Annotated in this window: 22 protein-coding genes; 7 read left to right on the plus strand and 15 right to left on the minus strand. The window is 60.7% G+C overall.

The features are described 5' to 3' along the window. Position 1: 1 nt before the first annotated feature. From MRBLMS1_RS12085 to MRBLMS1_RS12130, 10 genes are all read right to left on the minus strand, one after another. Positions 2-919 (minus strand): PoNe immunity protein domain-containing protein, encoded by a 918-nt coding sequence (locus tag MRBLMS1_RS12085; protein WP_485879548.1) that lies wholly within the window; start codon positions 917-919, stop codon positions 2-4. After that, positions 916-1,992, minus strand: coding sequence for a type VI immunity family protein (locus tag MRBLMS1_RS12090; RefSeq protein WP_485879549.1), 1,077 nt, complete (start codon positions 1,990-1,992; stop codon positions 916-918). Before MRBLMS1_RS12090 ends, MRBLMS1_RS12085 begins: the two co-directional genes overlap by 4 nt. Then, positions 1,992-3,017, minus strand: a complete 1,026-nt coding sequence (locus tag MRBLMS1_RS12095) for a PoNe immunity protein domain-containing protein (protein WP_485879550.1) — start codon at positions 3,015-3,017, stop codon at positions 1,992-1,994. Before MRBLMS1_RS12095 ends, MRBLMS1_RS12090 begins: the two co-directional genes overlap by 1 nt. Beyond that, entirely contained in the window at positions 3,014-4,336 is a 1,323-nt protein-coding gene (locus tag MRBLMS1_RS12100) for a type VI immunity family protein (protein ID WP_485879551.1), read from the minus strand. The genes MRBLMS1_RS12095 and MRBLMS1_RS12100 overlap by 4 nt, the downstream gene beginning before the upstream one ends. Beyond that, the gene (locus MRBLMS1_RS12105) at positions 4,323-5,477 is read right to left on the minus strand and encodes a PoNe immunity protein domain-containing protein (protein ID WP_485879552.1); all 1,155 of its coding nucleotides are present in this window, start codon (positions 5,475-5,477) and stop codon (positions 4,323-4,325) included. The genes MRBLMS1_RS12100 and MRBLMS1_RS12105 overlap by 14 nt, the downstream gene beginning before the upstream one ends. Then, on the minus strand, positions 5,428-6,453 hold the full coding sequence (locus MRBLMS1_RS12110; protein ID WP_485879553.1) for a PoNe immunity protein domain-containing protein: 1,026 nt from the start codon (positions 6,451-6,453) through the stop codon (positions 5,428-5,430). Before MRBLMS1_RS12110 ends, MRBLMS1_RS12105 begins: the two co-directional genes overlap by 50 nt. Positions 6,454-6,543: 90 nt before the next feature. Further along, positions 6,544-7,569 (minus strand): PoNe immunity protein domain-containing protein, encoded by a 1,026-nt coding sequence (locus MRBLMS1_RS12115; protein WP_485879554.1) that lies wholly within the window; start codon positions 7,567-7,569, stop codon positions 6,544-6,546. A gap of 137 nt (positions 7,570-7,706) precedes the next feature. Continuing rightward, the gene (locus tag MRBLMS1_RS12120; protein ID WP_485879555.1) at positions 7,707-8,960 is read right to left on the minus strand and encodes a type VI immunity family protein; all 1,254 of its coding nucleotides are present in this window, start codon (positions 8,958-8,960) and stop codon (positions 7,707-7,709) included. Beyond that, a complete protein-coding gene (locus MRBLMS1_RS12125) occupies positions 8,957-9,847 on the minus strand; it encodes a VRR-NUC domain-containing protein (RefSeq protein WP_485879556.1) in 891 nt (296 codons plus the stop codon). Before MRBLMS1_RS12125 ends, MRBLMS1_RS12120 begins: the two co-directional genes overlap by 4 nt. Further along, positions 9,847-13,044 carry a type VI secretion system Vgr family protein gene (locus MRBLMS1_RS12130; RefSeq protein WP_485879557.1) on the minus strand — a complete coding sequence of 1,066 codons (3,198 nt, stop codon included), beginning with the start codon at positions 13,042-13,044 and terminating at the stop codon, positions 9,847-9,849. The genes MRBLMS1_RS12125 and MRBLMS1_RS12130 overlap by 1 nt, the downstream gene beginning before the upstream one ends. A gap of 401 nt (positions 13,045-13,445) precedes the next feature. On the opposite strand from MRBLMS1_RS12130, the gene MRBLMS1_RS12135 reads away from it, so the two are divergent. Further along, the gene (locus tag MRBLMS1_RS12135; protein WP_485880080.1) at positions 13,446-13,982 is read left to right on the plus strand and encodes a DUF2325 domain-containing protein; all 537 of its coding nucleotides are present in this window, start codon (positions 13,446-13,448) and stop codon (positions 13,980-13,982) included. Here MRBLMS1_RS12135 and MRBLMS1_RS12140 read toward each other — a convergent pair. Beyond that, positions 13,975-14,985 (minus strand): alpha/beta fold hydrolase, encoded by a 1,011-nt coding sequence (locus MRBLMS1_RS12140; RefSeq protein ID WP_485879558.1) that lies wholly within the window; start codon positions 14,983-14,985, stop codon positions 13,975-13,977. The two genes, MRBLMS1_RS12135 and MRBLMS1_RS12140, sit on opposite strands and share 8 nt — an antisense overlap. Positions 14,986-15,159: 174 nt before the next feature. Here MRBLMS1_RS12140 and MRBLMS1_RS12145 point away from each other — a divergent pair, with 174 nt between their 5' ends. The 5 genes from MRBLMS1_RS12145 (at position 15,160) to MRBLMS1_RS12165 (ending at position 18,843) form a co-directional block, all read left to right on the plus strand. Beyond that, complete coding sequence (locus MRBLMS1_RS12145; protein ID WP_485879559.1) at positions 15,160-15,984, plus strand: redoxin family protein; 825 nt, start codon at positions 15,160-15,162, stop codon at positions 15,982-15,984. Positions 15,985-16,060: 76 nt separating this feature from the next. Then, entirely contained in the window at positions 16,061-16,336 is a 276-nt protein-coding gene (locus MRBLMS1_RS12150; RefSeq protein WP_034784058.1) for a metal/formaldehyde-sensitive transcriptional repressor, read from the plus strand. Between the two features lie 10 nt (positions 16,337-16,346). Then, positions 16,347-17,318, plus strand: a complete 972-nt coding sequence (gene dmeF, locus MRBLMS1_RS12155; RefSeq protein ID WP_485879560.1) for a CDF family Co(II)/Ni(II) efflux transporter DmeF — start codon at positions 16,347-16,349, stop codon at positions 17,316-17,318. 91 nt (positions 17,319-17,409) lie between these two features. After that, positions 17,410-17,751 (plus strand): zinc ribbon domain-containing protein YjdM, encoded by a 342-nt coding sequence (locus MRBLMS1_RS12160; protein WP_034756972.1) that lies wholly within the window; start codon positions 17,410-17,412, stop codon positions 17,749-17,751. Positions 17,752-17,814: 63 nt separating this feature from the next. Next, positions 17,815-18,843: an RNA methyltransferase gene (locus MRBLMS1_RS12165; protein ID WP_485879561.1), complete on the plus strand. Its 1,029-nt coding sequence runs from the start codon at positions 17,815-17,817 to the stop codon at positions 18,841-18,843. A gap of 84 nt (positions 18,844-18,927) precedes the next feature. Here the strand turns inward: MRBLMS1_RS12165 and MRBLMS1_RS12170 are convergent, their stop codons facing one another. Beyond that, on the minus strand, positions 18,928-19,332 hold the full coding sequence (locus MRBLMS1_RS12170; RefSeq protein ID WP_485879562.1) for a hypothetical protein: 405 nt from the start codon (positions 19,330-19,332) through the stop codon (positions 18,928-18,930). A 220-nt stretch (positions 19,333-19,552) separates the two neighbouring features. On the opposite strand from MRBLMS1_RS12170, the gene MRBLMS1_RS12175 reads away from it, so the two are divergent. Next, positions 19,553-20,230 (plus strand): phosphoribosylanthranilate isomerase, encoded by a 678-nt coding sequence (locus tag MRBLMS1_RS12175; protein ID WP_485879563.1) that lies wholly within the window; start codon positions 19,553-19,555, stop codon positions 20,228-20,230. On the opposite strand, the gene MRBLMS1_RS12180 is transcribed toward MRBLMS1_RS12175, so the two are convergent. The 3 genes from MRBLMS1_RS12180 to MRBLMS1_RS12190 all read right to left on the minus strand — a co-directional run bounded on the left by MRBLMS1_RS12180 (position 20,227) and on the right by MRBLMS1_RS12190 (position 25,914). After that, positions 20,227-21,123, minus strand: coding sequence for a LysR family transcriptional regulator (locus MRBLMS1_RS12180; RefSeq protein WP_139092418.1), 897 nt, complete (start codon positions 21,121-21,123; stop codon positions 20,227-20,229). The genes MRBLMS1_RS12175 and MRBLMS1_RS12180 overlap by 4 nt on opposite strands. Positions 21,124-21,321: 198 nt before the next feature. Then, entirely contained in the window at positions 21,322-21,837 is a 516-nt protein-coding gene (locus MRBLMS1_RS12185; protein ID WP_485879564.1) for a 4'-phosphopantetheinyl transferase family protein, read from the minus strand. Between the two features lie 21 nt (positions 21,838-21,858). Then, positions 21,859-25,914, minus strand: a complete 4,056-nt coding sequence (locus tag MRBLMS1_RS12190) for a Pls/PosA family non-ribosomal peptide synthetase (RefSeq protein WP_485879565.1) — start codon at positions 25,912-25,914, stop codon at positions 21,859-21,861. Between the last annotated feature and the right edge of the window lie 20 nt (positions 25,915-25,934).

A 25,934-nucleotide genomic window follows, 5' to 3' on the forward strand; every position in this document is an offset into this window, starting at 1 on the left:
CTTACTCCCGAAAATCCGTGTCATGGCAGGGCTGTTTGCTTTCGACATGTCCGACATCGTCCGCCGCATTCATATCTATGCTGGTATAACGGTTTTCCTCGCGCAGTGCACGCCCATACGCAACGATATCTGTCGGGTAGGCGAAATGATCGATACCGCTGTCATCGAGGTCAAGTAAAAAAACCGTCGCACCCGCTTCAAATGCCCAGTAACCGTAATAGGGAGCGTAGCCTTCGTCGCTAATGCGCAGATGGCCGTTGTACCAGCGTGGATGATCCTTCATGGCAGGGTACCACTGCTTCAAATATTTTTTAATGAGAGTTTGTGCCGCACCTTCATCGCTTTCATATACCGTCTGCAGCAACGTCTCGTAGGGCTGGCCCAGTACGCAGGTATCGAGGGGCATCTCATCGTCCACATATGCGCCAATTAGTTGTTCAAACAGGCCGTCCTGTCCTCGGTGACTGCGAAATATGCGGATGATGCGCATGACCGAGCGCTGATCGCGCAATAATATCGCAATGCTGAGTAGTTGTAGCGTGTTCTCGTAATTTGCAAGGGTGGAAAAGTCCGGCGCTCCGTTGTATTCGTACGGTCCATAATCCGGAAACTCAAGCGCCGCTTCCTGTTGACAGAATTGATCGATCTCATTCCATCCTTCAAACCTGTCCACGATGCTGGGGATACGCGGCGCCAGTGCATCGATCGGTTCACCCGCTGTGTAGTCCAGCATCCAGATCAAGAACGCTTCCAAATACAGAAACTGATGCGCCACAGAGTTTTTCAGCGTTGATTCCACTATCTTTTTATTTGCAAGTCGGACTTCAATTAATGCGAGCAGATTTTCCCGTGTTTTATGGTAGAGATCTTCGTAGAGAAATTTCTGCCGGCGCCGCACGTTGAACGTGGCGGTGATCATTGTTTTTCCGTCGTTTTTGCTGCTCGCTGGCGCAGTTCGACGCTGGGCCAGTCGCTGTCGGCGTCGAAGCGCCGCATCCAGCGCAGCGAGTCGGCGTCATTGAAGCGCTCGTTGGGGTCGCCATCCCATTGGGCGCCACTTAGCAGGCCCATATGATCATGACGTATCGGCTTGAGCAATTTGTTGAGTAATACCGGCAGTGCCGGGACACCATCTTCAACCGGGTAAAGCGACGGCTCTTCGCCCAATTCAATCCATAGCCCCACGCTGAGTTCTTCTATTTTGATGTTTGGATGATGGAGGCTGAGCTTGACCTGGCCGCGGGTGATATCCAGTTTCTCGCGCCAGGTGTCCGACAGCAGAAAGCCCCACGTGGGGGGACGGATACCTACCGCCAATTCACCGTGCATGCCGAGATAATCATCGATATCAAGTCCGTAAAAATGGGTTGTCAGAGAACGTTCCCAGACTGAGACTTCCGATCGGGAGCCATACGCCAATGGCGTCGCCATGGCAAAGCCGCTGTATACCTGTGCAGCATCAAGGATTCCAGCCGTTTGAAGGACAAATTGTCTCCAGGCGTCTTTATTTTCGAGCCACCATGACCAACGATAGTAAAACTGAATCGACGAATAGGTTCTGTTTGAAGGCACCGCGTCGTCGTTCATATAGTCCCGAACTTTCCAAAAATATCCTGCCGTGGCAGGTGAGGAAATATGATTTTTCTGATCGGTAAAATTGAAGGCGAAATAGTCTTCTTTTTTTGTTTTTCGGGCAAATTCACGCAGATCTGGCAAACGCTTTGAGCCGTAAGGGTGAGGACGTTCCGAATCGGGATGCGTGCCGACAAGATAGGGGTTTCCCGTCAGGTGCTCAAATTTCTCATGTATATCCACCATCAGCAATGACGTATCAAGATGATGCTTGCTATCGTAGAGAAAATAAAAGCTGACGAAAGGGCTGACATTATGTGTGACCTGGTCATTTCCATAAGATGAATTCGGCCACTCCTTGAGATCGGAAACAAATCCTTCGATATCGTCATTGCCAAGAAAACTGTCCCTTGTACTCATTATTGTTCTTCACTCCAGTACCAGATGGTTTCGCCATGTGCCGCATCGTCAAAAACAGGCATGATTTGGCCTTGCTCAAAATGGCTACGGCTGTGCAACTTTGATGGGGTTTCCCAGAAACCGGTTTGCGGGCAGGTCAGGCCGCCCTCGACATGCCCCTTGCGTATCAGTGGCTCTGTATCCTGACTGGTATAGCGGCCTTCTTCCCATAGTTTTCGCGCATAGTCGACCAGGTCTTTGGGGTAGACCAGATGGCCGATCTGGCTGTCGTCCAGGTCGAGTATAAAGACGGTCGCCCCCGCTTCAAAGGCCCAGTAACCGTAATACGCGGCATAGCCTTCCTCGTTGATGTGGAGATGCTCATCGTACCAGCGCGGATGATTTTTCATGGCCGGATACCACTGTTTCAAATACTTCTGGAGCAGGGCTAAGGCAGCGTTGTCGTCTTCCTCATAGAATACTTGCAGCAGCGTGTCGTAGGGCTTGCTGATAATGCAGGTGTCCAGGTCTTGACTGTCCTCGACATATGCGCCAATCAATTGCTCGAACAGCCCATCGTGGCCACGGTGGCTGCGCAGCACGTGGATGATGCGTCGCACCGACCGCTGATCGCGTAGCAGGATGGAGATGCTGAGCAGTTGAAGTGTATCTTCATAATCGGAAAGGGTGGAAAACTGCGGCGCACCCTCGTATTCATATGGCCCATCTTCTGAAAAATCGAGCGCCGCTTCCTGCTGATAGAGTTGATCGACTTCATTCCATTCTTCAAATTTATCCACGATACCCGCGATGCGCGGCGCCAGTGCCTCGATTGGCTCACCAGCGGTATAGTCGAGCATCCAGATCCAGAATTCTTCTAAATGCAAAAAATGATGGACGGAAGCATTTCCCTGCATTGAGTCGGCTATTCTTTTATTTTCGAGTTCAACATCTATTATCGCGAGTTGATTTTCCCGCGTTTTATGGTAAAGATCTTCGTAGAGAAATTTCTGCCGGCGCCGCACGTCGAACGGGGCGGTGATCATTGTTTTCCCGTCGTTTTTGCTGCTCGCTGACGCAGTTCGGCGCTGGGCCAGTCGCTGTCGGCGTCGAAGCGCCGCATCCAGCGCAGCGAGTCGGCATCGTTGAAGCGTTCGTTGGGATCGCCGTCCCATTGGCCAAAGCCCAGCAGCGCCATGTGATCGTCGCGAATCGGCTTGAGCAGCTTGTTGAGCAGCGCCGGCAATTCCGGCACGCCGTCCCCTACCGGGTAGAGCGCCGGCTCCTCGCCCAGTTCGATCCATAGGCCGGAGTCGAGCTCGTCGATCCGGATTTGCGGATGCTGCAGGCTGAGTTTTATCTGGTTGCGGCTGAGGTCCAATTTTTCACGCCACGTATCCGATAGCAAAAAGCCCCAGGTTGGCGGGCGGATGCCGTCTGCCAGCGAGCCGCTCATGGAAAAAGGGTAATCAATGTCCAAACCAAAAAATCGAGGTGCCAGAGAGCGTTCCCACACGGTCACCTCCGAGCGGGTGCCGAAAGCAAGCGGATTGGCCATCGAAAAGCCGCTGTAAACCTGATCAGGTTTTAGTTTTACCATGGTTTCCAGAACAAACTGCCGCCATGCATTCTTGTTATCCTTCCACCATGACCAGCGATAGTAGAATTGAATGAATGAGTAATCCCTGTTTGATGGATCTGAATCATCGTTCATATGATCTCGCATTTTCCAGAAATATCCAGCAGTAGAAGGAGACGAGTTATGTTTTTTCTGATCGGTAAATTTGAAAATGAAATAGTCTGTTTTTTTTGTTTTTCGAGCAAATTCACGCAGATCTGGCAAACGCTTTGAGCCGTAAGGATGAGGACGTTCCGAATCGGGATGCGTGCCAATAAGATAGGGATTCCCTGTCAGTCGTTCAAATTCCTCATGAATACCCACCATCAGCAGTGACGTATCAAGGTGATGCTTAGTGTTGTAGAGGAAATAGAAAGTAATAAATGGAGACACACCTAGATCTTGATTTCCATCGTCACAGGACATGTTTGGCCATTCCTTGAGGTCCGCAACCATTCCCTCTACATCTTCGGCAGTAAAAAAACGTTCCGTTGTGCTCATCTTTTCTCCTCTCACGTCGTTGTTTTTTATACCTTCAGAAAATGCCACACCGTCAAGCCACAGGCAGCATCCAGATTGCTCATGATCTCGCCCTGTTCCAATCTGCGGGTTAGCAGCCGAATGTCCAGTGCTTGCCGCTGACCGGCCTGCGTAGGTGCGCCGTTCCAAAGGCTCATGCGCTGACGAAGCTCGGCGCTGGGGCAGTCGCTGGCTGTGCCAGATGGGAAATTGGTTATTGTTCTTCACTCCAATGCCAGATGGTTTCACCGTATGCCGCATCATCAAAAACAGGCATGATTTGGCCTTGCTCAAAATGGCTACGGCTGTGTAATTTTGCTGGGGTTTCCCAGAAGCCAGTTTGGGGGCAGGGTTGGCCGCCCCCGACGCGTCCCTTGCGCATTAGCGGTTCTGTGTCCAGGCTGGTATAGCGGCCTTCTTTACGCAACTGGCGTGCGTAGTCGACCAAGTCCTTGGGATAGACAAGATGGTCGATCTGGCTGTCGTCCAGGTCGAGTAAAAAAACCGTCGCACCCGCTTCAAATGCCCAGTAACCGTAATAGGGCGCGTTGCCTTCGTCCCGGATTCTTAGATGTCCGTCGTACCAGCGGGGATGATTTTTCATGGCCGGATACCACTGTTTCAGGTATTTTTGGAGCAGGTCGAGCGTGGCCTTCTCATCTTCCTCATAGAACACTTGCAGCAGGGTGTCATAGGGCTTGCCGATGATACAGGTGTGGAGGGCTTGTCCATCTTCAACATAGCCATCAACTAGTTGCTCGAATAATCCATCGACGCCACGATGACTGCGTAGGATGTGAACGATACGTTTGACCGTATGTAGATCGCGCAGCAAGATGGCAATACTGAGCAGTTGCAGTGTGTCCTGATAGTCGGAAAGAATGGAGAAATCTGGCGCTCCACTGTATTCGTAAGGCCCATAATCTGGAAATTCGAGCGCTGCTTCCTGTTGACAGAATTGATCGACCTTATTCCACTCTTCAAACTTATCCACGATGTCTGCGATGCGCGGCGCCAGTGCAGCGATCGGCTCGCCCGCCGTATAGTCGAGCATCCATATCCAGAACGCTTCTAAATATAAAAACTGATACACTGAGGAATTTTCCAGCGTCGAGTCGGCTACTTTTTTGTTTTCAATGCCCGCATTAATTAACGAAAATTGATTTACCCTCGTTTTGTTATAAAGATATTCGTAGAGAAATTGCTGTCGGCGACGCATGTCGAACGGGGTTGTCATCATTGTTTTTCCGTCGTTTTTTCTGATCGCTGGCGCAGCTCGGCGCTGGGCCAGTCGCTGATTGTGCCAGATGGAAAATTGGCTATTGTTCTTCACTCCAATGCCAGATGGTTTCACCGTATGCAGCGTCATCAAAAACAGGCATCACTTGGCCTTGCTCAAAATGGCTACGGCTGTGCAACTTTGCTGGGTTTTCCCAGAAGCCTGTTTGCGGGCAGGGCAGGCCGCCCTCGACACGCTCCTTGCGTATCAGTGGCTCTGTTTCCTGACTGGTGTAGCGGCCTTCTTCCCATAATGTTCGCGCATAGTCGACCAGATCTTTGGGGTAGACCAGATGGTCGATCTGGCTGTCGTCTAGGTCGAGTATAAAGACGGTCGCACCCGCTTCAAAGGCCCAGTAACCGTAATACGCGGCATAGCCTTCCTCGTTGATGTTGAGATGCTCATCGTACCAGCGTGGATGATTTTTCATGGCCGGATACCACTGTTTCAAATACTTCTGGAGCAGGGCTAAGGCAGCGTTGTCGTCTTCTTCATAGAATACTTGCAGCAAGGTGTTGTAGGGCTTGCTGATAATGCAGGTGTCCAGGTCTTGACTGTCCTCGACATTTTCGCCAATTAATTGCTCGAACAGCCCATCGCGGCCACGGTGGCTGCGCAGTACGTGAATAATACGTCGCACCGATCGCTGATCGCGCAGCAGGATGGCGATGCTGAGCAGTTGTAGTGTGTCCTCATAGTCGGAAAGGGTGGAAAACTGCGGCGCACCCTCATATTCATATGGCCCATCTTCTGGAAAATCGAGCGCCAATTCTTGCTGATAGAGTTGATCCACCTCGTTCCATTCTTCAAATTTATCCACGATGTCTGCAATGCGCGGCGCCAGTGCATCAATCGGGTCACCTGCCGTATAGTCGAGTATCCATATCCAGAACGCTTCCAAATACAAAAACTGGTAAATGACAGTTTGACTTTGTGCCGACTCAGCGATATTTTTTTTGAGAAGTTGTCCTTCGAATAATTTGAGTTGGTTTTTTCGCGTGTTATGGTAAATGTCTTCATGGAGAAATTTTTGCCGGCGCCGCGCATTGAATGGACTGGTACTCATTGTTTCCCTGTAAGCTAAACACCTTGGAACGTTAATTTATCTCAGCGCCGACGAATTTCGAGGGAAGCTTCTCCCATGCTGTAATGGCGGCTACTGTTCCGTACTCCAATACCAAATGGTTTCTCCATATTTAGAGTCATTGAAAATTGGCAATCTGTCACCTTGCTCAAAATGGCTACGGCTGTGTAACTTTGCTGGTGTTTCCCAGAACCCAGTTTGCGGGCAGGGTTGGCCGCCCTCAATACGACCGGCCTTATTTATTAAGTCTGTATCCATACTGGTGTAACGGTGTTCCGCGCGTAACTTGCGGCCATAATTGACCAGGTCTTTGGGGTAGACAAGATGATCAATAGCGCTGTCGTCCAGGTCGAGAATAAAGACCGCCGCTCCGGCTTCAAATGCCCAATAGCCATAATAGCCGGCATAGCCCCCTTCGCTGATTCTAAGATGCTCGTCATGCCAGCGTGGATGATCCTTCATTGCCGGATACCACTGTTGCAGATATTTCTTGAGCAAGGTGAGTGTGGCCGTCTTGTCTTCTTCATAAAACACACGTAGCAAGGTGTCATAAGGGGCGCCAAGTACGCAGGTATCGCGCTCGACGACGTTGTCGGTATAAGCACTGATCAATTGCTCGAACAGGCCATCTTGACCGCGATGGCTACGTAGTACGTGGATGATGCGTTGGACAGAACGCTGATCGCGCGCCAAAACGGCAATGCTCAGCAGTTGCAGCGTGTCTTCGAAGTCGGAAAGTATCGAGAAATCGGGCGCCCCCGAATATGTATGCGGCCCATATTCAGGCAGCTTCAGCGTACACTCCTGCTGATACTTTTGATCCACTTCGTTCCACTCTTCAAATTTGTCCACAATATCGGCGATTCGAGGCGCCAGTTGATCGAGGGCTATGCCTGCCGTGTAGTCAAGCATCCATATCCAGAGCAATTCCAGATACAGAAAATGATGAACGGAGGAACTTTCGCCAATCGAATATGCATCCTTTCTGTTTTCCTCTCCTCCCCGGATCAAGGAAAGTTGATTTGTCCGTGTTTTTTGATAAAGTTCTTCATGGAGAAAATGCTGTCTACGTCGTTGATGAAACGGTAAATCTTCCATGGCTACGTGCTTTTTTCTTGCGTAAATTGTATTCGTGTCAAAGAAGGTATGCGCATGCTCGAACCGCAATGCATGATTGCCTTTTCCAGTCGAGCATCAGGTCGATGGTCTCGAACATCACTACTGTCGCTGTTTCTTCATGCGTTCAGGAAGCGCCACACCGTCAAGCCATAGGCGGAATCGAGATTGCTCATGATCTCGCCCTGTTCAAATCGCCGGGTTTGCGGTGGAATGTCCAGCGCTTGCCATTGTCCGGCCTGCGGGCAGGCCTCGCTGGCGTAGGCGCGCAATTCCAATGGCTCCTGTGCTGACGCGGCGTCATCCGGGCCGCCGTCATCGCGGCGCTGACGCAGCTCGGCGCTGGGCCAGTCGCTGTCGGCATCGAAGCGCCGCATCCAGCGCAGCGAGTCGGCATCGTTGAAGCGTTCGTTGGGATCGCCGTCCCATTGGCCAAAGCCCAGCAGGGCCATGTGGTCGTTGCGGATCGGCTTGAGCAGCTTGTTGAGCAGCGCCGGCAATTCCGGCACGCCGTCCTCTACCGGGTAGAGCGCCGGCTCCTCGCCTAGTTCGATCCATAGGCCGGAATCGAGCTCGTCGATCCGGATTTGCGGATGCTGCAGGCTGAGTTTTATCTGGTCGCGGCTCAGGTCCAATTTTTCACGCCACGTATCCGATAGCAAAAAGCCCCAGGTTGGCGGGCGGATGCCGTCTGCCAGCGAGCCGTTCATGGAAAAAGGATAATCAATGTCCAAACCAAAAAATCGCGGCGCCAGAGAGCGTTCCCACACGGTCACTTCCGAGCGGGTGCCGAAGGAAAGCGGATTGGCCATCGAAAAGCCGCTGTAAACCTGATCAGGTTTTAGTTTTTCTATGGTTTCCAGAACAAACTGCCGCCACGCATTCTTGTTGTCCTTCCACCATGACCAGCGATAGTAGAATTGAATGGATGAGTAAACCTTGTTTGATGGTTCGGGATTGTCATTCATATAGTCCCGCATTTTCCAGAAATATCCAGCAGTAGAAGGAGACGAGTTATGTTTTTTCTGATCGGTAAAATTGAAGGCGAAATAGTCTGTTTTTCTTGTTTTTCGAGCAAATTCACGCAGATCTGGCAAACGCTTTGAGCCGTAAGGGTGAGGACGTTCCGAATCGGGATGCGTGCCAATAAGATAGGGATTCCTTGTCAGTCGTTCAAATTCCTCATGAATACCCACCATCAGCAGTGACGTATCAAGGTGATGCTTAGTGTTATAGAGGAAATAGAAAGTAATAAATGGAGACACACCAAGATCTTGATTTCCATCGTCACAGGACATGTTTGGCCATTCCTTGAGGTCCGCAACCATTCCCTCTACATCTTCGGCAGTAAAAAAACGTTCCGTTGTGCTCATCGTCTATTCCTCAATCTGGTTTCCTGTTCGTTCTTTTTCTCTTTAGGTTCCTTCGCTGCGACGCCTATGCAGTCTTCCGGTACACGCAGCAATGCGACCCGGTCCTGGCCGATTTTTTCCCTGGCGATGCCGCTCTTGGGCGTCATTAGCTCCACATAATCTCTCATCTGCTTTACCTGCACCCAATCATTCGGAAACTTGATCTCCACCGCCGCGAATACATTGTCGATTTCCCATGGCATTTGCCGGTATTCCGGAATCACGAGGTCGGGCGCCAGGCTGCCGCGCGGGCGGGGCCAGAATGGGAAGACTTCACTGAGCCGCTGCGGGCGCGTGGGTGGCGTGCCCAGATACGCCTTCTGGGTTGCGCGGCTGTAGTTCGGCTCGGCTTTTAAAGGGCTTTTCCAGTCGAGCATCAGGTCGATGGTCTCGAACATCAGCGACGCCGTGGTTTGCTTCAAGGTGACTTCAATCATACCTTCGGGAATGGCCCCTCCAAGCTTCCTGCGCATACGCCGCGGCACTTTGATCGGTGACTCCAGCGCCAGCTGGCACACGATGCTGATAGCGGGACGGAAAGGGATCTTGCGCTCGATGTATTCTTTCCACTCGATATTTTCGCCGCCCCTGCGCGATACGGTGCTTTTTCCGCCGGGATCGACCAGTGCAAAGGTCGAACACTTGACGTCGATTTCTTGCGACATGCTATCGATGACGCCGCGAATCTTCTGCTTGATCAGTTCCTTGCTCTGCGCAATCGACTTGGCCATTTCGGCGGCCTCCAGCGCCGTTTGCACCGTCTCATAGGCCCGATAGCCGCGCCACGCCCATGCGCCGGCCTGCAATGCGATTTCACCCAGCGCAACAACAACGAGTGGGATTGGCATCAGACGTCCTCTCCGTACTGGTCGAGATAGTCGTCAGCCAACGCATCTGCCGCACCGCCGACATCGTCAGGCCGGGTGGCGGTTGCACGCTCCAGTGCTGCGGCCCACGGCTCATGAATTTTCTGATCGTCGCGCATGATGGCCTTGTAGACTTTCACCATGCTGCGCTGTGCGGTATCAACGAACGAGGTGTATCCCGCCTTGTCCGTCTTCCCTTGAGCCAGCAGTTGTTTATTCGATTCGATCTTGTAGCGATATCCCTGGAACGTATTATCGATATTCTTGTTCAGGGCATAACGGCCGGTGTAGGGGCCGGCGGCATTGATGGAGGACATGGCCGACAGGCTGGGCATCGCCGGCAAGGTGAGCTGGCTGCTCGCCGGCCCCGTCAATTCCTTCATGCTGGCGTTGAAATCGATTTTTCCGGGGCCATGCAGCATGATGTTGCCGCCTTCGAGGCGGATGTACGCGCCCTGGGCCGTCATCAGGATGTGCTGCTTGGCCGCCGCCGTGACGCTCTTGGCAGTGCTGCTGACGGTAACGGCCTTGTCCGCCGTCAGCCGTGTCGCATCGGACTGGCTTTGGCTGCTGACCTTGCCGCTTGCCGCATGCAGGCGGATGCCCGTTTCCTGGTTGGGCTTGTCCTTGCTGTTGGCCTTGCCGTAGGTGAACAGGCTGATGCCCTTGCCCAGCGCGTACAGGCTGTTGCCCTGCGCGGCAAAGTTGAGATCTGCGCCCGCCGCCAGACTGCCATTGCCGCCCGCGACCAGCACGGCGCTGGCCGGCGTGGTGGCGGCGATGCCGGACGGGCTGGATAATTGCAGCAGCGGGTCGCCATACGCGCTGGCCTGGCCTTCGCCGCCCGCCGCCTGCTGGTCCTGGCCCGCAGCGGCGGCGCCCTCGGCCGTCGCGCCCAGGGCCTCGATGCTGTGCTGCATCTGGGCGAGGGCGGGGAGCTGGGCGGCTGGCGACGGCGTCTCCGGCGTCTCCGGCGTGGCCGGGGGGGGCGGGGCGGCTGTCCCGGCGGTATCCGGGCTGGCCATCTCGAGCGCGAAATGTTTTTGCGCCTGCTCAGCCAGCGAGGTCTGCAGCTGCAAGCTGTGCGTGAGCTGTTCCAGCGCTTCCTTCGCATCCATGTGGCTGCCGCTGGCATCGCGGCCATGGGCCGACAGCAGCATGCCCGCTCCCGCGCGCAGGGCGGCGCTGTGTTCCGTTTTCAGCTCGGCGCCGAAGCCGGCAGGCGCCAGCCGCTGGTTGTCGCTCTGGTGGCGCAAATGGCCCAGGTTCAGTTCGGCCGTGCCCTGATGGGGGCCGGCGTGGCGCTGCAGGGCGACGCGGCCCTGGCCCGGGCTGTCGTCGAATACCAGCTGGCTGTAGGCGCCGCCGCCGCCCTGGCTCGTTGGCAATGCCTGCGTCTTGATGCCCGACAAGGCCGCCGGATGGGCATGGGCGCCGGCCTGGCCGGGAAACCAGGCCGGCGCGTTGCCCGTTGCCGCGCCCGTGCCTTGGCTGACCTGGTTGTTTTGCGCGTCCGCCTGGCCGCGGCCGTTGTACAGCGTGCCGATGACGACGGGGCGGTCGATATTGCCTTCCAGGAAGTCGACGAGCACTTCCTGGCCCACGCGGGGCAGGGCGTTGCTGCCCCAGTTGGCGCCGGCGACGGGCGCCAGCGGCGTGGCCACCCTGACCCAGGTGCCGGCGCTGTCGTCGCCGGGCGCGCCCGTGTGGCCGTCGGCGGCCGGATGCGCCAGCCGGCTATGGCTTTGCGCCCCGCGCTGCCAGTGGAATTGCACTTTGATGCGGTGGTCGCGGTCCGTATGCAGCTGGGCGCCGGCCGGGCCGACGACTATGGCCGTCTGCTGGCCCATGATGACGGGGCGCGGATGCAGCAACTGGCCGTGGCCGTTGGCATAGGTGCTGCGGTAGGGGATTTTGCTGCGGATGGCGTCGATGCGGTTGCGGTAGGGCGGGCGTTCGCTGATGGAGTCGCCGACGGCGTGCAGGCTGCCGGCCGCCTCTTCGCCGATCAGCGCGTCGAGCAAGCCCCGGCCGAAGCGCTGCAGCATACCGCCGCCCAGTTCCGCATCGAGGTTGTTATGCATCAGGTGCACCGTGCGGGTGACGAGGAAGCTCGCTGCGTCGCCACCGCCCGCCGCATCCGTTTGCGCCTGGCCGCTTAGAGTAAACGTGGTGCCGGGCGCCAGGGTGCGTACGGTGCCGGCGCCGGTAAACACTTCCCTGGCCGCCGTCAGCGCCTGCAGCTGGCGTTCGGCCAGCCGTTGGCCGTGCTCGCGCGACGGGTAGGCATAGGCGCCGGGCGCGTCGCGGCTGACCAGTGCCATCGTTCCGTCATGGGCGCCAGTGGCGCTGATGGGCCGTCCGCCCAGCGCGCGGTAGTCCCAGCTGGACAGTTCGATGCCGTTGGTTTGCTGGCGCAGCTGCATGCGCCAGCGGTCCATCGTGTCTTGCGGCATGACGGCGCCGGGCTGGCTGTAGGCGATGCTGGCCTGGGCGTTGGGCTTGAAGCTGCCGTTGTGGTCGGCGATGACGAGGGTATGGCTGCCCAGGCTGGCGCTGCCCGCGTCGCCCGTGTGTTCGGCATAATAAAAAAGGCCTTCCTCGCTCATCAGCCGCTCGGCAAAGGCCCAGTCGCTTTCCTGGTACTGGCTGCAGATGCTGCGTTTCGGATAGGCCGCGCGGTCGAGCAGGTCGAAGCGCCAGGCTGGCGCCAGCATGCCCTGGCCCTGGTAGCGGGTAAAGACGACTTCGAGGATGTCCGGTACCGCCAGGTCCTGGAAGACGCGGCTGTCGCGGCCGTGTGCCAGGAAGGCCGTCCACGGCTGCATGGTCAGGTTGTAGCGGGCAAAGCCGCCGTTCGCGCCCGCCAGTTCGGCCGCAGTGACATGGCCATGGAAAGGGCGCCAGTTCTCGGCGCCAGCGGCCGTGCGCAATTCCAGCAGGATGGGCTGGCCGATCAGCGACTTGAGAGGAATGGCCGCATCGAGCGACAGGGCGGCGATGTGGAAGACATAGCCCAGTCCCAGGCCTTCCTCGCCGCGCACGCATTCGGCCAGCAGCACATCCTGGCCCAGCGGCGTGCTCAGCTTCAGCAGGCGCGTGGCCTGCGAAAAGCCGCCCGCCGGCGACGGCGAACTGGATGAGGAGGATGCTGCGCTTGCGTGGGTGGTATCGGACATTGCCTGGCGCTCCGTGTGGCGGATGATACGGATTTGCAGTGGACGCGATGATTTATTTGTAAGATTACACCCTAGAAATAATTATTTAACAAGCGCGATTCGATTGAAATGCATATATGCAAGGATGGGTATCTCACTGGCTATACCCATGCCAGCAGCGCGGCTCAAGCACAAATAGAAATGATTCTCATTTATAATTCAGGCAAGGTCGTGAACGATGGGCGGGCGCCAGCGCGCCGCGGGCAGTGGAGGAGGGCACAATGGACAGTTTGTATGGTATCGAGGAGAGCATCGCGCACGAGCATCGCGTGCTGATGGGGGAGTACGGCCGCGCGCAGGCGCGTTGCAGCTCGATGCAGGCCGAACAGGCGACCCGCATCGCGCAGCTGGAGTCGGAATTGATGCGCGCGCGGGCGCAGGTGGTGATCCGCGATACACAGCTGGCGCTGGCGCGCGACGAGCTGGCCGAACTGGCGGCCAGCGTGCCGGGCTTGCCGACGCGGGCACGGCTGGCGCGCAAGGTCGAGTGGCTCAGCGAGCGCGTGCAGGACCTGATGCGCGAGCTGCTGCGCCTGCAGTGGCTGCCCGTGCCAGCCATGCAGGCCGACGTGCGCGAAAAAGCCGTGCTGTATGTGGGCAGCTATCTGGACCCGAATGCGGGCCAGCAGGCCGCCGGCGCCAACGTGGCGCAGCAGGCCATCGAGCAGGCCGGCGGGCGCTTCCTGCACCATGCGGGCGGCGACGACGGCGCCGATGATGTGGCCGCCCTGGAAGCGGGCCTGGTGGCGGCCGACCTGGTGATTTGCCAGACGGGCTGCGTCAGCCACGACGCCTATTGGCGCGTGCACGACCACTGCAAGCGCACGGGCAAGCAGTGCGTGCTGGTGGACCAGCCGCAAGCCATGCATTTCGTGCGCAAGGAGGCGCTGCTTACCTGACGCCTGTTGCTTCCTGGCCGAGTCCGATGCCGGCGTCGTATCCGACGCGCGCCGTTTCGCGCAGCAGGGTGGGTTGCGACAGGTGCTGGATCATGTGGCCTGCGCCGGGCAGCAAGGTCAGTTCGCTGTTGTCCAGCTCATCGTGCAGGCGCGCGGAGTGGTAGCTGGCGCTGACGATCGCATCCTCGCGTCCTGCCACGATGGACACGGGCATGCGCAGTTCCGGGTAGTGTTTGCGCAGCACCGCCGCGCTCGGGATCATCATGGCCGTTTCTTCCGCCTCGGCGCGTAGCTGGCCGGGACGCAGCATCATCCACGGCGACAGGCGTTTGAAACTGTCCGGCACTGCCGAGGGTGCGAACGCGCGTTTGACCAGCAGGGGCCACATCAGGCGTCCCAGCAGCGGCGATACGGTATGGCTGAGCACATCGCCGATGACGGGGATGGCCGGCGTTGCCGTGAGTACATCGAAGCGCACGCTGGGATAGTAGTAGCCGGAAGCGAGCACCAGGGCTTGCACCAGCTGCGGCTGCTGCAGGGCCATCGAGATCGCCACCAGGGTGCCCCACGAGTGCGCCAGCACGACGGCGCGGTGTACGCCCAGCTGCTCCAGCGCGGCCGCCAGCAGCGCGGCCTGGGCGGCCGGCGTCCACAGCGTGCCGCGCGGCCGGCTGCTGTAGCCGAAACCGGGCCGGTCGAAGGCGATTACGCGGTGCGTGCGCGCCAGCTGCTCGAACAGGCCCGCATGGCGAAAATCCTCCGCGATCACGCCGTTTCCATGCAACAGCACGATGACGGGACCTTCACCCTGGCTCAGGTAGTGCAGGCGGGTGCCGTGCACATCGAGAAATTGGCCTGCCGGCGGATGCGCGCGCTCCGCCTGCCGGCTGCGGCTGCGGACCAACAGCCACGCCGCGCCCAGGGCCAGCGCACCGAGGGTCCAGCCCGTATGTGCCGACGCCGGCGCACCCTTCGCCACCACCTTGTTGATGTCTTTGTTCATCTCTTGCTCCCGTGCGAGTGTGCCAGGCATCCATGATGCCCATGGCAGCCCGCCGGCACGGTAGGCGCGCTGCGGTGCATGGCGTAGGAAAAAGGCCCGCTCGTCTTTGCCGCGTGGCGCTGCCCGGCGGAGCTTGATGCACAATGGGCGCCTTGACTGTTGATGAAAGCGCCCATGCTGTCCCTGCAAATCGGTCCCCTGGCCCTGCCCACGGGCCTCGTCCTGCTGTTCGTTTCCCTGTGCGTCGCCTACGGCGTGGCGTGGTGGTTGCGCAGATCCCGCCAGTTGCTGGACGCCGGTCCCCTCGTTTCCGACATGCTGATCGCCGGCCTGCTGGCGGCGCGGCTGGCATTCGTCTTGCGCTGGCACGAGCAGTACCTGGCGGCGCCCTGGTCCATCATCAATATCCGCGATGGCGGCTTCCTCGCGCCGGCCGGCATCGCGGCCGCGCTGGTCATTGCCGCGTGGCGCTGCCGGCGTACCGCCATGGCGGCCATGCGCCGTCCGCTGGCCATCAGCGTGGCGGCCGGCGCAATGGCCTGGGGCGTGTTGAACGCGGGGATCTCACTGGCCTACGACAAGCCGACGGCCTTGCCGGCCGTGGCCCTGCATGCGCTCGACGGTGCGCCAACGAGCCTGGCCGCGCTGGCCGGCGGGAAGCCGTTGGTGGTGAACCTTTGGGCCAGCTGGTGTCCGCCATGCCGGCGCGAGATGCCCGTGCTGGCCGCCGCGCAGCAGGCGCGCGCCGATATCTCCTTCGTGTATGCGAACCAGCGCGAGGATGCGGCTGCCGCCAGCGCTTTCCTGGAGCGGAGCGGCGTGACCCTGCGCAATGTGGTGCTCGACAGCGGGGCGGCGCTCGGCAAGGCGGCCGGTTCCTCGGCCCTGCCCACCACCCTGTTCTACGACGCGCGGGGGCGCCTGGTCGATACGCATCTGGGCGAACTGTCCGATGCCTCGCTGGCCAGCAAGCTGCAAAAGATCGCGCCTGCTCCTTGAGGCGGGCATGCCTTGTCGATGTAGTGTGGTGCTTTCTGATAGTATACCCCCCTATAGTATTTATCAGGGTGGAATCATGGGACACACGGCGCACAACAAGACGAAGCTGCTCAATCGCGTGAAGCGTATTCGGGGGCAGGTGGAAGGCCTGGAGCGGGGCCTGGAAGAGGGGCGCGACTGCGGCGAAGTGCTGCAGCTGATCGCCGCCGTGCGCGGCGCCGTCAATGGCCTGATGGCGGAAGTGATCGAAGAACACTTGCGCGAGCACGTGGCCAGTCCCGATATCTCCGGCGACGAGCGGGCCAGGGGCGCCGACGACATCGCGGGCATCCTGCGCACCTACCTCAAATAAGGAGAACGTCATGAAAACACAATCCCTCGGCGAAGACCTCTCCGTCTGGCAACACGAACACGTTTTTGACAGCAGCAATGGCAAGGCCGAACGTCGCGCGCGCATCGTCATGTGGATCACGCTGGCCACCATGGTGCTGGAAATCGTCGCCGGCTGGTGGTACAACTCCATGGCCCTGCTGGCCGATGGCTGGCATATGAGTTCGCACGCGCTGGCCATCGGCCTGGCCGCGTTTGCGTATGCGGCCGCGCGCCGCTATGCGCGCGACCCCCGCTTTGCCTTCGGCACGTGGAAGATCGAAGTGCTGGCCGGCTACACGAGCGCCATCCTGCTGCTGGGCGTGGCCGTGCTGATGGTCGTGGCCTCGCTCGAGCGCCTGTTCTCGCCGCAACCCATCCACTATCCGCAGGCGATGGCGGTGGCGGCCTTCGGCCTGGCCGTGAATCTGGTGTGCGCGCTGATCCTCGGCGGGCACCATGACCACCACCATGGCCATGGGCACGATCATCACGATCATCACGGCCACCACGACCACCATGGCCATGGCGAAGACTTGAACATGAAAGCTGCGTACATCCACGTGCTGGCCGATGCCGCCACATCCGTGCTGGCCATCGTCGCGCTGGGCGGCGCTTGGGCTTACGGCTGGCAGTGGCTCGATCCCCTGATGGGGATCGCGGGCGCCGTGCTGGTGGCCCTGTGGGCGAAAAAGCTGATGCAGGAGACGGGCAAGGTCTTGCTGGACCGCGAGATGGACCACCCCGTGGTGGATGAAATCCGCGAGGCCGTGGAAGTGGAAAGCGCCGGCGACACGCCGCGTATCGTCGACCTGCACGTCTGGCGAGTTGGCAAGCAGCTGTATTCGTGCGCCTTGTCCGTCGTCAGCCGCGATGCAGCATTGACGGCCGCCGAGCTGCGCGCGCGCATCGGCATCCACGAGGAAATCGTCCACAGCACCATCGAGATTATTCGCCGGCCTTGACAATGATGGTGAAACAAGCCCGCTGATGCGGGGCGTAGGCAGTATAATGTCGGCTTTTACAGCACGCGCTGTTCACCAGACAGAGAAGAAAATGAGCACATTACCTCCATGCCCGCAATGCAAATCCGAATTCACGTACGAAGATGGCAGCCAGTTGATCTGCCCTGAATGCGCGCATGAATGGTCGGCCACGGCCGGCGAAGCGGTGGAAGAGGGCGCCAAGGTGTACCGCGATTCGGCCGGCAACATCCTGCAGGACGGCGACACGGTCAGCGTCATCAAGGACTTGAAATTGAAGGGCGGCGGCGGTGTCGTCAAGATGGGCACCAAGGTCAAGAACATCCGCCTGGTCGACAGCGACCACGATATCGACTGCAAGATCGACGGCTTCGGTTCCATGAGCCTGAAAACGGAATTCGTCAAGAAGGTCTAAAGCTTTTACCCGTAACACGGCGCGCTGGTTTCATTCCGGCGCGCCGTTTTTTATTCAGACGCCATGCAAATCGATACCATCCGCCAGCGCCTGCGCGCCCTGGGCGCCAAGCCTCTGCACGAACAGCGCGTGCTGCGCGACTGGATACAGGGCCAGCCGCACGACCAGGGCCGGCGCCGCGCCGAGGATTTTTTGCCGCTGCCCGTGCGCGTGGCCTTGCCCGCGCTCGACCTGGAATTGCAGGGCATGCTGAAGCTGCTCAGCACCCATCCGGGCGCCGACGGTTCCGCGCGCCTGCTGGTGGGGTTGCACGACGGCCAGACGGTGGAAAGCGTGCTGCTGCCGCGCGACGGCCTGTGCGTATCGAGCCAGGTTGGTTGCGCCGTCGGCTGCCAGTTCTGCATGACGGGCCGCGACGGCTTGATCCGGCAAGTGACCAGCGGAGAAATTGTCGCGCAGGTGGTACTGGCGCGCACCCTGCGCCCCGTGAAAAAAGTCGTCTTCATGGGCATGGGGGAGCCGGCGCATAACCTGAACAATGTGATGGAAGCGATCGAGTTGCTGGGCACCGAGGGCAATATCGGCCACAAGAATCTCGTGTTTTCCACGGTGGGCGACCCGCGCGCCTTCGAGCGCCTGCCGCAAGGTCGTGTCAAGCCGGCGCTGGCCCTGTCGCTGCACACGACCAAGCCGGAGTTGCGCGAACAGTTGCTGCCGCGCGCCCCCAAGCTCACTCCGCGCGAACTGGTGGACTTCGGCGAGTCGTATGCGCGCCTGACCGCCTACCCGGTGCAGTACCAGTGGACCCTGATGGAAGGCGTCAACGATGGCGAGGACGAGATGGATGGCATCGTGGAACTCCTGAAGGGCAAGTACGCGGTGCTCAACATGATCCCGTATAACACCATAGCCGACTTGCCGTTCAAGCGCCCCAGCTGGGAAAAGGCGCGCGCCATTGCCGCCGCCCTGCACGCGCGTGGCGTGCTGACGAAGCTACGCGATTCGGCCGGGCAGGATGTGGAGGGCGGCTGCGGGCAGTTAAGGGCGCGCGAAGCGAAGGGCAAGAAAGTGATCGAGATACACGCAGCGTAGAGCCGGGGTCAGACCCCCGGATACGTTGGCACTGAGCTTGACGCTAACAGTGTTGAGGGTCTGACCCCAGCCTTTGCCCTCGGGTTAAATCCCACCGAGCAAATCGTTTTCATTCAAGATCGCAAACGCGATCTCGGGGTGCGCGGCCAGGCAGCGGCGCACGGCGGCCGGAATGGCGGCGCGCGTCTTGCGGCACAGGCCGGGCCGCTCCAGCAGGCGGATCTGGAAGCCGCGCACGGTGCGCACTTCGGCGCTGCCCGGCGTAATCTGCAGTTCCACGCCCAGGTTTTTCTTCAGTAGCAGTTGCAGCTTCCGCAACTGCGCATGGGTGGCGATGTCCTCGATGTGCGCGAGCAGGCGCTTTTCTTCCGTCAGGTTCAGGCGCAGGATGGACAGGTCCGCCTGCGCATCGCCGAGCAGGCGCTCGCGTTCGCAGTCGCACAACTGCGGCGGACACTCCTTGCGGACTTCAAAGTCGACGATACGCATGTACGGCTTCCAATGGCGATTCCGGATAAATCAAGTATCGTCCGCCGCCTGGCGCATGTCAATCAGCGCGGACTGGCGATCAGGCGCGTCACAGGATCGGCCCTTGTTCGCTGCCGTGCGGCGGCATGGCACACAATCGTGCGCGGCCTTGACCGCGTGTCTTGGCGCGCGTGCCGCCCTGTGTTGTAATGTTGATCATCCCGACTGAGCACGCAAGGCCATGAGAACCCGCATCAAGATCTGCTGTATCGCTTCCATCGACGAAGCGCAACTGGCCATTGCCGCGGGCGCCGACGCGCTGGGCCTGGTGGCGGCCATGCCGTCCGGCCCCGGCCCGATTCCCGACGCGCGCATCGCACAGATCGCCGCCTGGACGCCGCCGCCCGTGGCCACGTTTCTGCTGACGTCCGAGACGACGGCGCAAGCCATCGCCGAACACGTGCGCGCCACGCAGCCGTCCACCGTGCAGATCGTCGGCCATATCGACCCGAGCGAGGTCGAGAAACTGGCGCGCTTGCTGCCGCACGTGCGGCGCGTGCAGGTAATCCACGTGGAGGGGCCGGAGGCGCTGGATCTGATTCCCGCCTACGCGCCCCACATCCATGCTTTCCTGCTCGATTCGGGCCGTCCTGGCGCGGTGGTCCCGGAACTGGGCGGCACGGGCCGCACGCACGACTGGTCCGTCAGCGCGCGTTTCGTGCGCGCCAGCCCCCGTCCCGTTTTCCTGGCCGGTGGGCTGGACGACACCAATGTGATGGAAGCGCTGCGCCAGGTGCGCCCCTACGGTATCGACCTGTGTTCGCGCGTGCGCACGGATGGCCAGCTCGATGTCATGAAGCTGGCCTTGCTGATGGCGGCCGTGCGCGACGTCGATGCGGCGCTGTATGCGGAAGGCTAGAGTGTATTCATCTCGCGCACGAACGCTTCCGTAAACGCGGCCACCATGCCGCTGGCCGCGCGCGGCGAGATCAGGCCGACGGCGGAATGTGATTCCTCGTCCGGCAGCGCGATGAAACGCACGCCGGGCGGCGCCACCAGGCGCATGCTGTCGGGGACGATGGCGATGCCCATGTTGGCCTCGATCAGGTTCAGCTGCGACGTCTTGCGCGACAGGGCGCGCGCCGCCTTCGGAAAGAAACCCTGCGCCAGGCACAGGCCCGCCACCAGGTAGCTGAGGCCTCCCCGGTCCTTGTGCGGGATCGAGACGAACGCTTCGTCGCGCAGGGCGGCAATCGTCGTGCGTTCCAGCGCGGCCAGCGGCGACGCCGCCGACACGGCCACCACCAGCTTTTCCGCAAACAGTTCGCGCACGACGATGTTGGCGTGCTTGCGCAAGGTGGGCAGGCGTACGAGACCCAGGTCGGCGCGGCCTTCCTCGATGTCGGCAGCCTGGTTTTCCGACGATCCCTTCGACACATCGAGCGAAACGCCGGGGAACTGCGCCAGCAGGCGGTTCAGCACGGCGCCGATGGCGGGCGTGAGGGTCACCGAACTTGAATGCAGCAGGCGGATGATGCCTTGCGCGCCTTGTCCCACGTGGCGCGTCTGGCGCACGGTTTCGTCGATGTCGTCGAGGATGCGTTTTGCTCGCTCATAAAAGACTTGTCCCGCGGGCGTGAGCTCGATATGGCGAGCGTCGCGCGTCAGCAGCAGCGCCTGCACTTCGCCCTCGAGTTCCTTGATTTGCCGGCTCAGGGCCGACTGCGCGATGTACAGCTTTTCCGCCGCGCGCGAATAGCTGCCCGCATCGACGACTTCGACAAAGTAGCGGAACTGTCTGATGGAAATCAATCGTATGCCTTTTCGAGATCGGAGACTGCCTGATTTGATATTGGCCCGGCACTGCCATTCGCGCTACAGTGGCCTGGTCTGCTGCCATTGCAAAGGAAAAGCCATGCTGGAATTGATCGGGGTGCTGGGACTGCTCGTCAGTATTATCGTAAAACTGATTTTCGTCCAGATCGGCGGTAGCGATAAAGGGAAAGAAGATTAATATGCCAGGGTCGCGACGTAGGGTGCAGGCAGGGGCAGGGCGTGCGAGCGGCAAGCCGGTGCTGCCCCATCCCACTCCATCAATTGTAAACCCGCGCACTTGAGCGCCGCCTCGCGCGCCGTCCACGCTTGCGCCAGCGCCGATGGGCGCTGCGCATCGGGGTAGGCGGCCAGCTCCTCGGCCACCAGCGGCCCCAGATAATCGCGCGCTAGATGGAACCAGTCGCCAATGTCCTGCACGCGCATCACGTCGATGCCGACAGGACCATGCAGGCTGATGGCGGCCAGCGACAGTCCCTCGTCATGGCTGAACGACAGACTGGCCGCGCGTCCGGCCAGCAGCAAGCGGGGAGGGGCGCCCGGCGTCGACTCCACCGAGATCGTCTCGATATCCAGCGCCAGCCACTGTGCGACGGCCTCGCGCGCGGCAGCGCGGATGCGTAACCGGGCCTCCAAGCGCGGCAGCACGGCGGCGACGCCGATCACCAGCACGCCATCCCCGGACCAGAGCACCGTAGAGTCCATCAGCTGCGATCAGTTGCGCAAAGGCGCGGCCGGGCAGCCCGCCCAGTTGCTGCCGGCGGGGATGTGCTCGCCCTTCATCACCAGGGTCAATGGTCCCAGGCGCGCATTGTCGCCCACCTTGGCGCTGTACAGCACGGAGCTGCGCGGCCCCATGTAGACGCGCTGGCCGATCTCCACGTGGTCGATCTTCATCACGCGGTCTTCGAACAGATGCGTTTGCGGGCAGGTCAGCGCGTTCAGTTCGCTGTAGTCGCCGATGTGCACGCAGTCGAATTCCGTGATGTCCGTCGTGTCCATGTAGACGCCGCGACCGATCTTGCAGCCGAACAGCCGGAAGGCCAGCGGCAGCCACGGCGTGCCGCGCAGGTAGCGCATGAAGTTGGGCACGGCGATGCCTTCATACAGATTGGTCACGCCTTCGGAAATCCATACGAACGGCGTCCACATGGGCGCCGCGTGCTTGCGGTAGCGTCCCAGCAGCAGCCACTTGAACAGCACGACCACCAGGAAATTGCCGATGCCGTAGGCCAGGCCGGCAATCGCCAGGTCGCTCACCACTTCACCCCAGCGCCCGGCACCCGCGATCGGCATTACGTCCAGCACGAGGGTGTAGCCGACGGCGATCACCACGGCGTGCGGCGCGACGATGCGGAACGCTTCGATCAGGCTGCGGCCCAGGCGGCGCAACAGCGATGGCTTGAACGTCAGGTGCTCGGCAAAGCCGCTGACCTGTTCGCGCGCGGGCAAGTGCATGGGCGGGGAGCCCAGCCACGTATCGCCGCTGTGCATCTGTTCATTGCGCGGCGCATGCGTGTGCACGCCGATCAGCACGTGCTCGGGCAGGGTGGTGCCGTCCGGGATATAGCTGCCGTTGCCGACGAAGCTGCGGTGCGAGACGACGGTGGGGCGCATGGTCATCCAGCCGCCGTCGATCTGCTCGTCGCCCAGCATGACGGCATCGGCGATGAAAGTGTCGTCGCCCAGGGTCAGCATGTCAGGCACCACGCCCAGGGCCGTGGAAATCTCGGCGCCCTTGCCTACCTTGGCGCCCAGCAGGCGGTACCAGTACGGCGCGTACACGGTGGCGTAGATGCCGTGCAGGACGTTCAGGCTCGATTCCTGGATATGGCTGACCAGCCACTTGGCGCAATAGATATTGCTGTGCACGGGTGAGCTGCCTGGCTTCAAGCGGGGCAGCGCGCCCCAGCGGATGGCGGCCGACAGCAGGGCGGTGAGCACGATCAGCACGGCGCTGGCGGGGAAGGCCAGCAGGAAGTAGCGGGCCAGCTGGGTCGTCACGTCGCGTCCCTGCAGCCACGGCATCATTTCGCGCTCGTCGAACCAGTCGATCAGCACGAAGCTGGGGAAGACGGGCATGAAGAACAGCACGGCGATCAAGACCATGCCGAAGCAGAAGAACACGGTTTCGCTTGTCAGGCGCAGGCGCGAGACGGCGGGGCGCGGCGGCTGGCTGGCCACGTTAAACGCGCCTGTGTCGCGCGCGGGCGAGCCCGTGTACACGCGGCCAGCCGGTACCGCGGCGCCATCGGCCAGTGCGGACTGGCCTTCCAGGTGGCCAAACGCGCCCACCGTGGTATTGCCTTCCAAAATCGCGTAAGAGCTGATGCAGGCGTCGTCGCCGATGTCGATCTGGCCCAGCAGCAAACGGCCCCGCTCGACCCGGGCGTTTTCAAAGTTGACGGCATTGCCCACGCTGACGTTGTCGCCGATGACCAGCAGGTCGGGCGCGCGCAGGGTCATCGAGCCGATGACGACTTCCTTGCCCACTTTCGCGCCGAGCGCGCGCAGCCACCAGCTGTTCAGGGACGAGCCGCTGAGCAGGTAGGCGGGCGCCGATTCGACCAGTCGGTCGGCCAGCCACCAGCGGTAGTAGGTGACACCCCACAGCGGATAGCTGCCTGGCTTCAAGCGTCCGGCGATCAGCCACTTGCCGGCAATCGCAATGGCAAATTCGGCCAGGGTCGCCAGCAGGAACACGGCGATCGAGGCGGCGATGGCGCGCGGCACGGTGTCGCCCGTGTCGCCCGTGAAGAAGTGATAGGTGAAGAAGGGCGCCATCCACTGCGCCATGCGCAGGGTGACGAGGCCCGGCACGGCCGCCGCCTGGGCCGCGCCGCAGGTCCAGCGCTTCAGGGTCGACGGCGGCGTCCATTGCGCTTCCGGCGTGGCCAGCGCGGGCGCCTCATTGAGCACGGCGGCGATCTTGCCGATCTGGCGGTTCTGGTAAATGTCGCGCACCGTCATGTGGGCGTAGGCCGGATCGGCGCGCAGGGCAGATGCCAGGCGCGCGGCCAGGAAGGAGTGGCCACCGAGGTCGCTGAAAAAGTCCAGCTGGCGCAAGATCGCCTGGCCCGGGAACAGCTTGGCCAGCGCCGCGAACAGGGCCGCTTCGGCCGGCGTTTCCGGCACGTCTGACTCTCCCGCTTCGCCCGGCGGCGGCGCGGACAGCGGCATGGCCTTCAGCGCCTTCCTGTCGATCTTGCCCGAGGTCAGGCGCGGCATCAGCGGCAGCAATTCAAAACGGCCCGGCACCATGTAGGGCGGCAGGCGCAGGTTCAATGCCGCGCGCAGGGTTTTCGCGGCCAGGGCGTCGGCGGGCGCCTCGTCGCTGCCGACGATGTAGGCCACCAGCTGGTCGATGCCGTCATCCTTGCGCAGCAAGACGGCCACCGTGCCCACGCCAGTTTGCTGCGCCAGCACGGCTTCGATCTCGCCCAGCTCCACGCGGAAGCCGCGGATTTTCACCTGGTCGTCGGCGCGGCCCAGGCACAGCACCTGGCCATCAAGATCGATGCGGGCCAGGTCGCCCGTACGGTACAGGCGCGCATCGTCGGGGCCCGTGCTCCAGGGATTGGGCAGGAATTTTTCCACCGTCAGGTCGGGTCGGCCCAGGTAGCCCTCGGCCAGGCCCGGGCCGATGATGCACAGCTCACCCGTCTCGCCGCGCGCCAGTAAAGTCAAGGGACGGTTTTCTCCCGGCTCGGCCACCTGCAGCACCAGCAAGCCGTAGTTGGGCAGCGGCGTGCCGATGGTCACCGGCTCGCCGGGCCGCAGGCGCGCCAGGCTGCACGAGACGGTCGCCTCCGTGGGACCATAGGTGTTGAACATGGCGCGGCCCGGGCGCGACCAGCGCTCGACGAGCGATTCCGGGCACATTTCGCCGCCCAGGTTGATCAGGCGCAGGCTCGGCACTTCTTCCGCGAACAGGGCCAGCAAGGTCGGCACGGCGTGCAGAACGGTGACCTTGTTGTCGGCCAGCGCGCACGGCAAGGCTTCCGGGTCGCCCGACATCTCCTTGGGCCCCAGCCACAGGGTGGCGCCCACCAGGTAGGCGATCCAGATTTCCTCGAACGACATGTCGAAGGCGACGGAAAAGCCCTGGTAGACGGTGTCGGCTTGCGTCACTTTCAGCACGGCGTTTTCGCTGCGCAGGAAGTGGCAGATGCTGCGCTGGTTAATCAATATGCCTTTGGGTTTGCCCGTGGAGCCGGATGTGTAGATCACGTAGGCCGGGTGTTCGGGCAGCACGGCGCCGCGCGCGGGCAGCACTTCTCCCGGTGCGGCGGGGGCCAGCAGGCTTTCCGCCGTCCACACGGGACGTTTGACGCCGGCGTCAAACAGGCGCGGCGCGAACTGCGCGCAGCTGACGACACCAAAGCCATTCGCATCATCGAGGCACACCTGCAGGCGCTCGACGGGCGTATCTTCATCGACGGGCAGCCAGGCGGCGCCCGCCTTGGCGATGGCTGCCTGCATCAGCAGCAGATGGGCGCCGCGCGGCAGCCACAGGCCCACGATGTCGCCGGGCTTGACGCCGGCCGCCACCAGGCGCGCTGCGGCCAGGCTGGCTTGCGCATCGAGCTGCGCATACGTGATGCGGCGTTCGCCATCGATCAGGGCAATTTGCTCGGGACAGCGGCGGGCCGTCGCTTCCAGCAGGTCGGCCAGTACTTCCTCGCGCAGCAGATCCGGTCGCGGCGGGCCGTACAGGATGTCGGCGTGGGTGGAAGGGATGCCTGGACTGACTGCGGTGAAATCGTTCATGGATGACGCTTATCTGTAAT

The sequence above is a fragment of the Massilia sp. LMS1-1-1.1 genome, from assembly GCF_040815535.1.
Lineage (GTDB): Bacteria > Pseudomonadota > Gammaproteobacteria > Burkholderiales > Burkholderiaceae_D > Janthinobacterium > Janthinobacterium aestuarii.

What these genes read in the sequence shown, in the direction of transcription:
- MRBLMS1_RS12135 (WP_485880080.1), top strand. Translation starts at nt 13,446, where the DNA reads ATGCGCGCGCGGGCGCAGGTGGTGATCCGCGATACACAGCTGGCGCTG.
- dmeF (WP_485879560.1), top strand. Translation starts at nt 16,347, where the DNA reads ATGAAAACACAATCCCTCGGCGAAGACCTCTCCGTCTGGCAACACGAA.
- MRBLMS1_RS12110 (WP_485879553.1), bottom strand. Translation starts at nt 6,453, where the DNA reads ATGAGTACCAGTCCATTCAATGCGCGGCGCCGGCAAAAATTTCTCCAT.
- MRBLMS1_RS12130 (WP_485879557.1), bottom strand. Translation starts at nt 13,044, where the DNA reads ATGTCCGATACCACCCACGCAAGCGCAGCATCCTCCTCATCCAGTTCG.
- MRBLMS1_RS12105 (WP_485879552.1), bottom strand. Translation starts at nt 5,477, where the DNA reads ATGACGCTGCATACGGTGAAACCATCTGGCATTGGAGTGAAGAACAAT.
- MRBLMS1_RS12120 (WP_485879555.1), bottom strand. Translation starts at nt 8,960, where the DNA reads ATGAGCACAACGGAACGTTTTTTTACTGCCGAAGATGTAGAGGGAATG.
- MRBLMS1_RS12085 (WP_485879548.1), bottom strand. Translation starts at nt 919, where the DNA reads ATGATCACCGCCACGTTCAACGTGCGGCGCCGGCAGAAATTTCTCTAC.
- MRBLMS1_RS12165 (WP_485879561.1), top strand. Translation starts at nt 17,815, where the DNA reads ATGCAAATCGATACCATCCGCCAGCGCCTGCGCGCCCTGGGCGCCAAG.
- MRBLMS1_RS12125 (WP_485879556.1), bottom strand. Translation starts at nt 9,847, where the DNA reads ATGCCAATCCCACTCGTTGTTGTTGCGCTGGGTGAAATCGCATTGCAG.
- MRBLMS1_RS12175 (WP_485879563.1), top strand. Translation starts at nt 19,553, where the DNA reads ATGAGAACCCGCATCAAGATCTGCTGTATCGCTTCCATCGACGAAGCG.
- MRBLMS1_RS12095 (WP_485879550.1), bottom strand. Translation starts at nt 3,017, where the DNA reads ATGATCACCGCCCCGTTCGACGTGCGGCGCCGGCAGAAATTTCTCTAC.
- MRBLMS1_RS12170 (WP_485879562.1), bottom strand. Translation starts at nt 19,332, where the DNA reads ATGCGTATCGTCGACTTTGAAGTCCGCAAGGAGTGTCCGCCGCAGTTG.
- MRBLMS1_RS12150 (WP_034784058.1), top strand. Translation starts at nt 16,061, where the DNA reads ATGGGACACACGGCGCACAACAAGACGAAGCTGCTCAATCGCGTGAAG.
- MRBLMS1_RS12115 (WP_485879554.1), bottom strand. Translation starts at nt 7,569, where the DNA reads ATGGAAGATTTACCGTTTCATCAACGACGTAGACAGCATTTTCTCCAT.
- MRBLMS1_RS12190 (WP_485879565.1), bottom strand. Translation starts at nt 25,914, where the DNA reads ATGAACGATTTCACCGCAGTCAGTCCAGGCATCCCTTCCACCCACGCC.
- MRBLMS1_RS12140 (WP_485879558.1), bottom strand. Translation starts at nt 14,985, where the DNA reads ATGAACAAAGACATCAACAAGGTGGTGGCGAAGGGTGCGCCGGCGTCG.
- MRBLMS1_RS12090 (WP_485879549.1), bottom strand. Translation starts at nt 1,992, where the DNA reads ATGAGTACAAGGGACAGTTTTCTTGGCAATGACGATATCGAAGGATTT.
- MRBLMS1_RS12145 (WP_485879559.1), top strand. Translation starts at nt 15,160, where the DNA reads ATGCTGTCCCTGCAAATCGGTCCCCTGGCCCTGCCCACGGGCCTCGTC.
- MRBLMS1_RS12160 (WP_034756972.1), top strand. Translation starts at nt 17,410, where the DNA reads ATGAGCACATTACCTCCATGCCCGCAATGCAAATCCGAATTCACGTAC.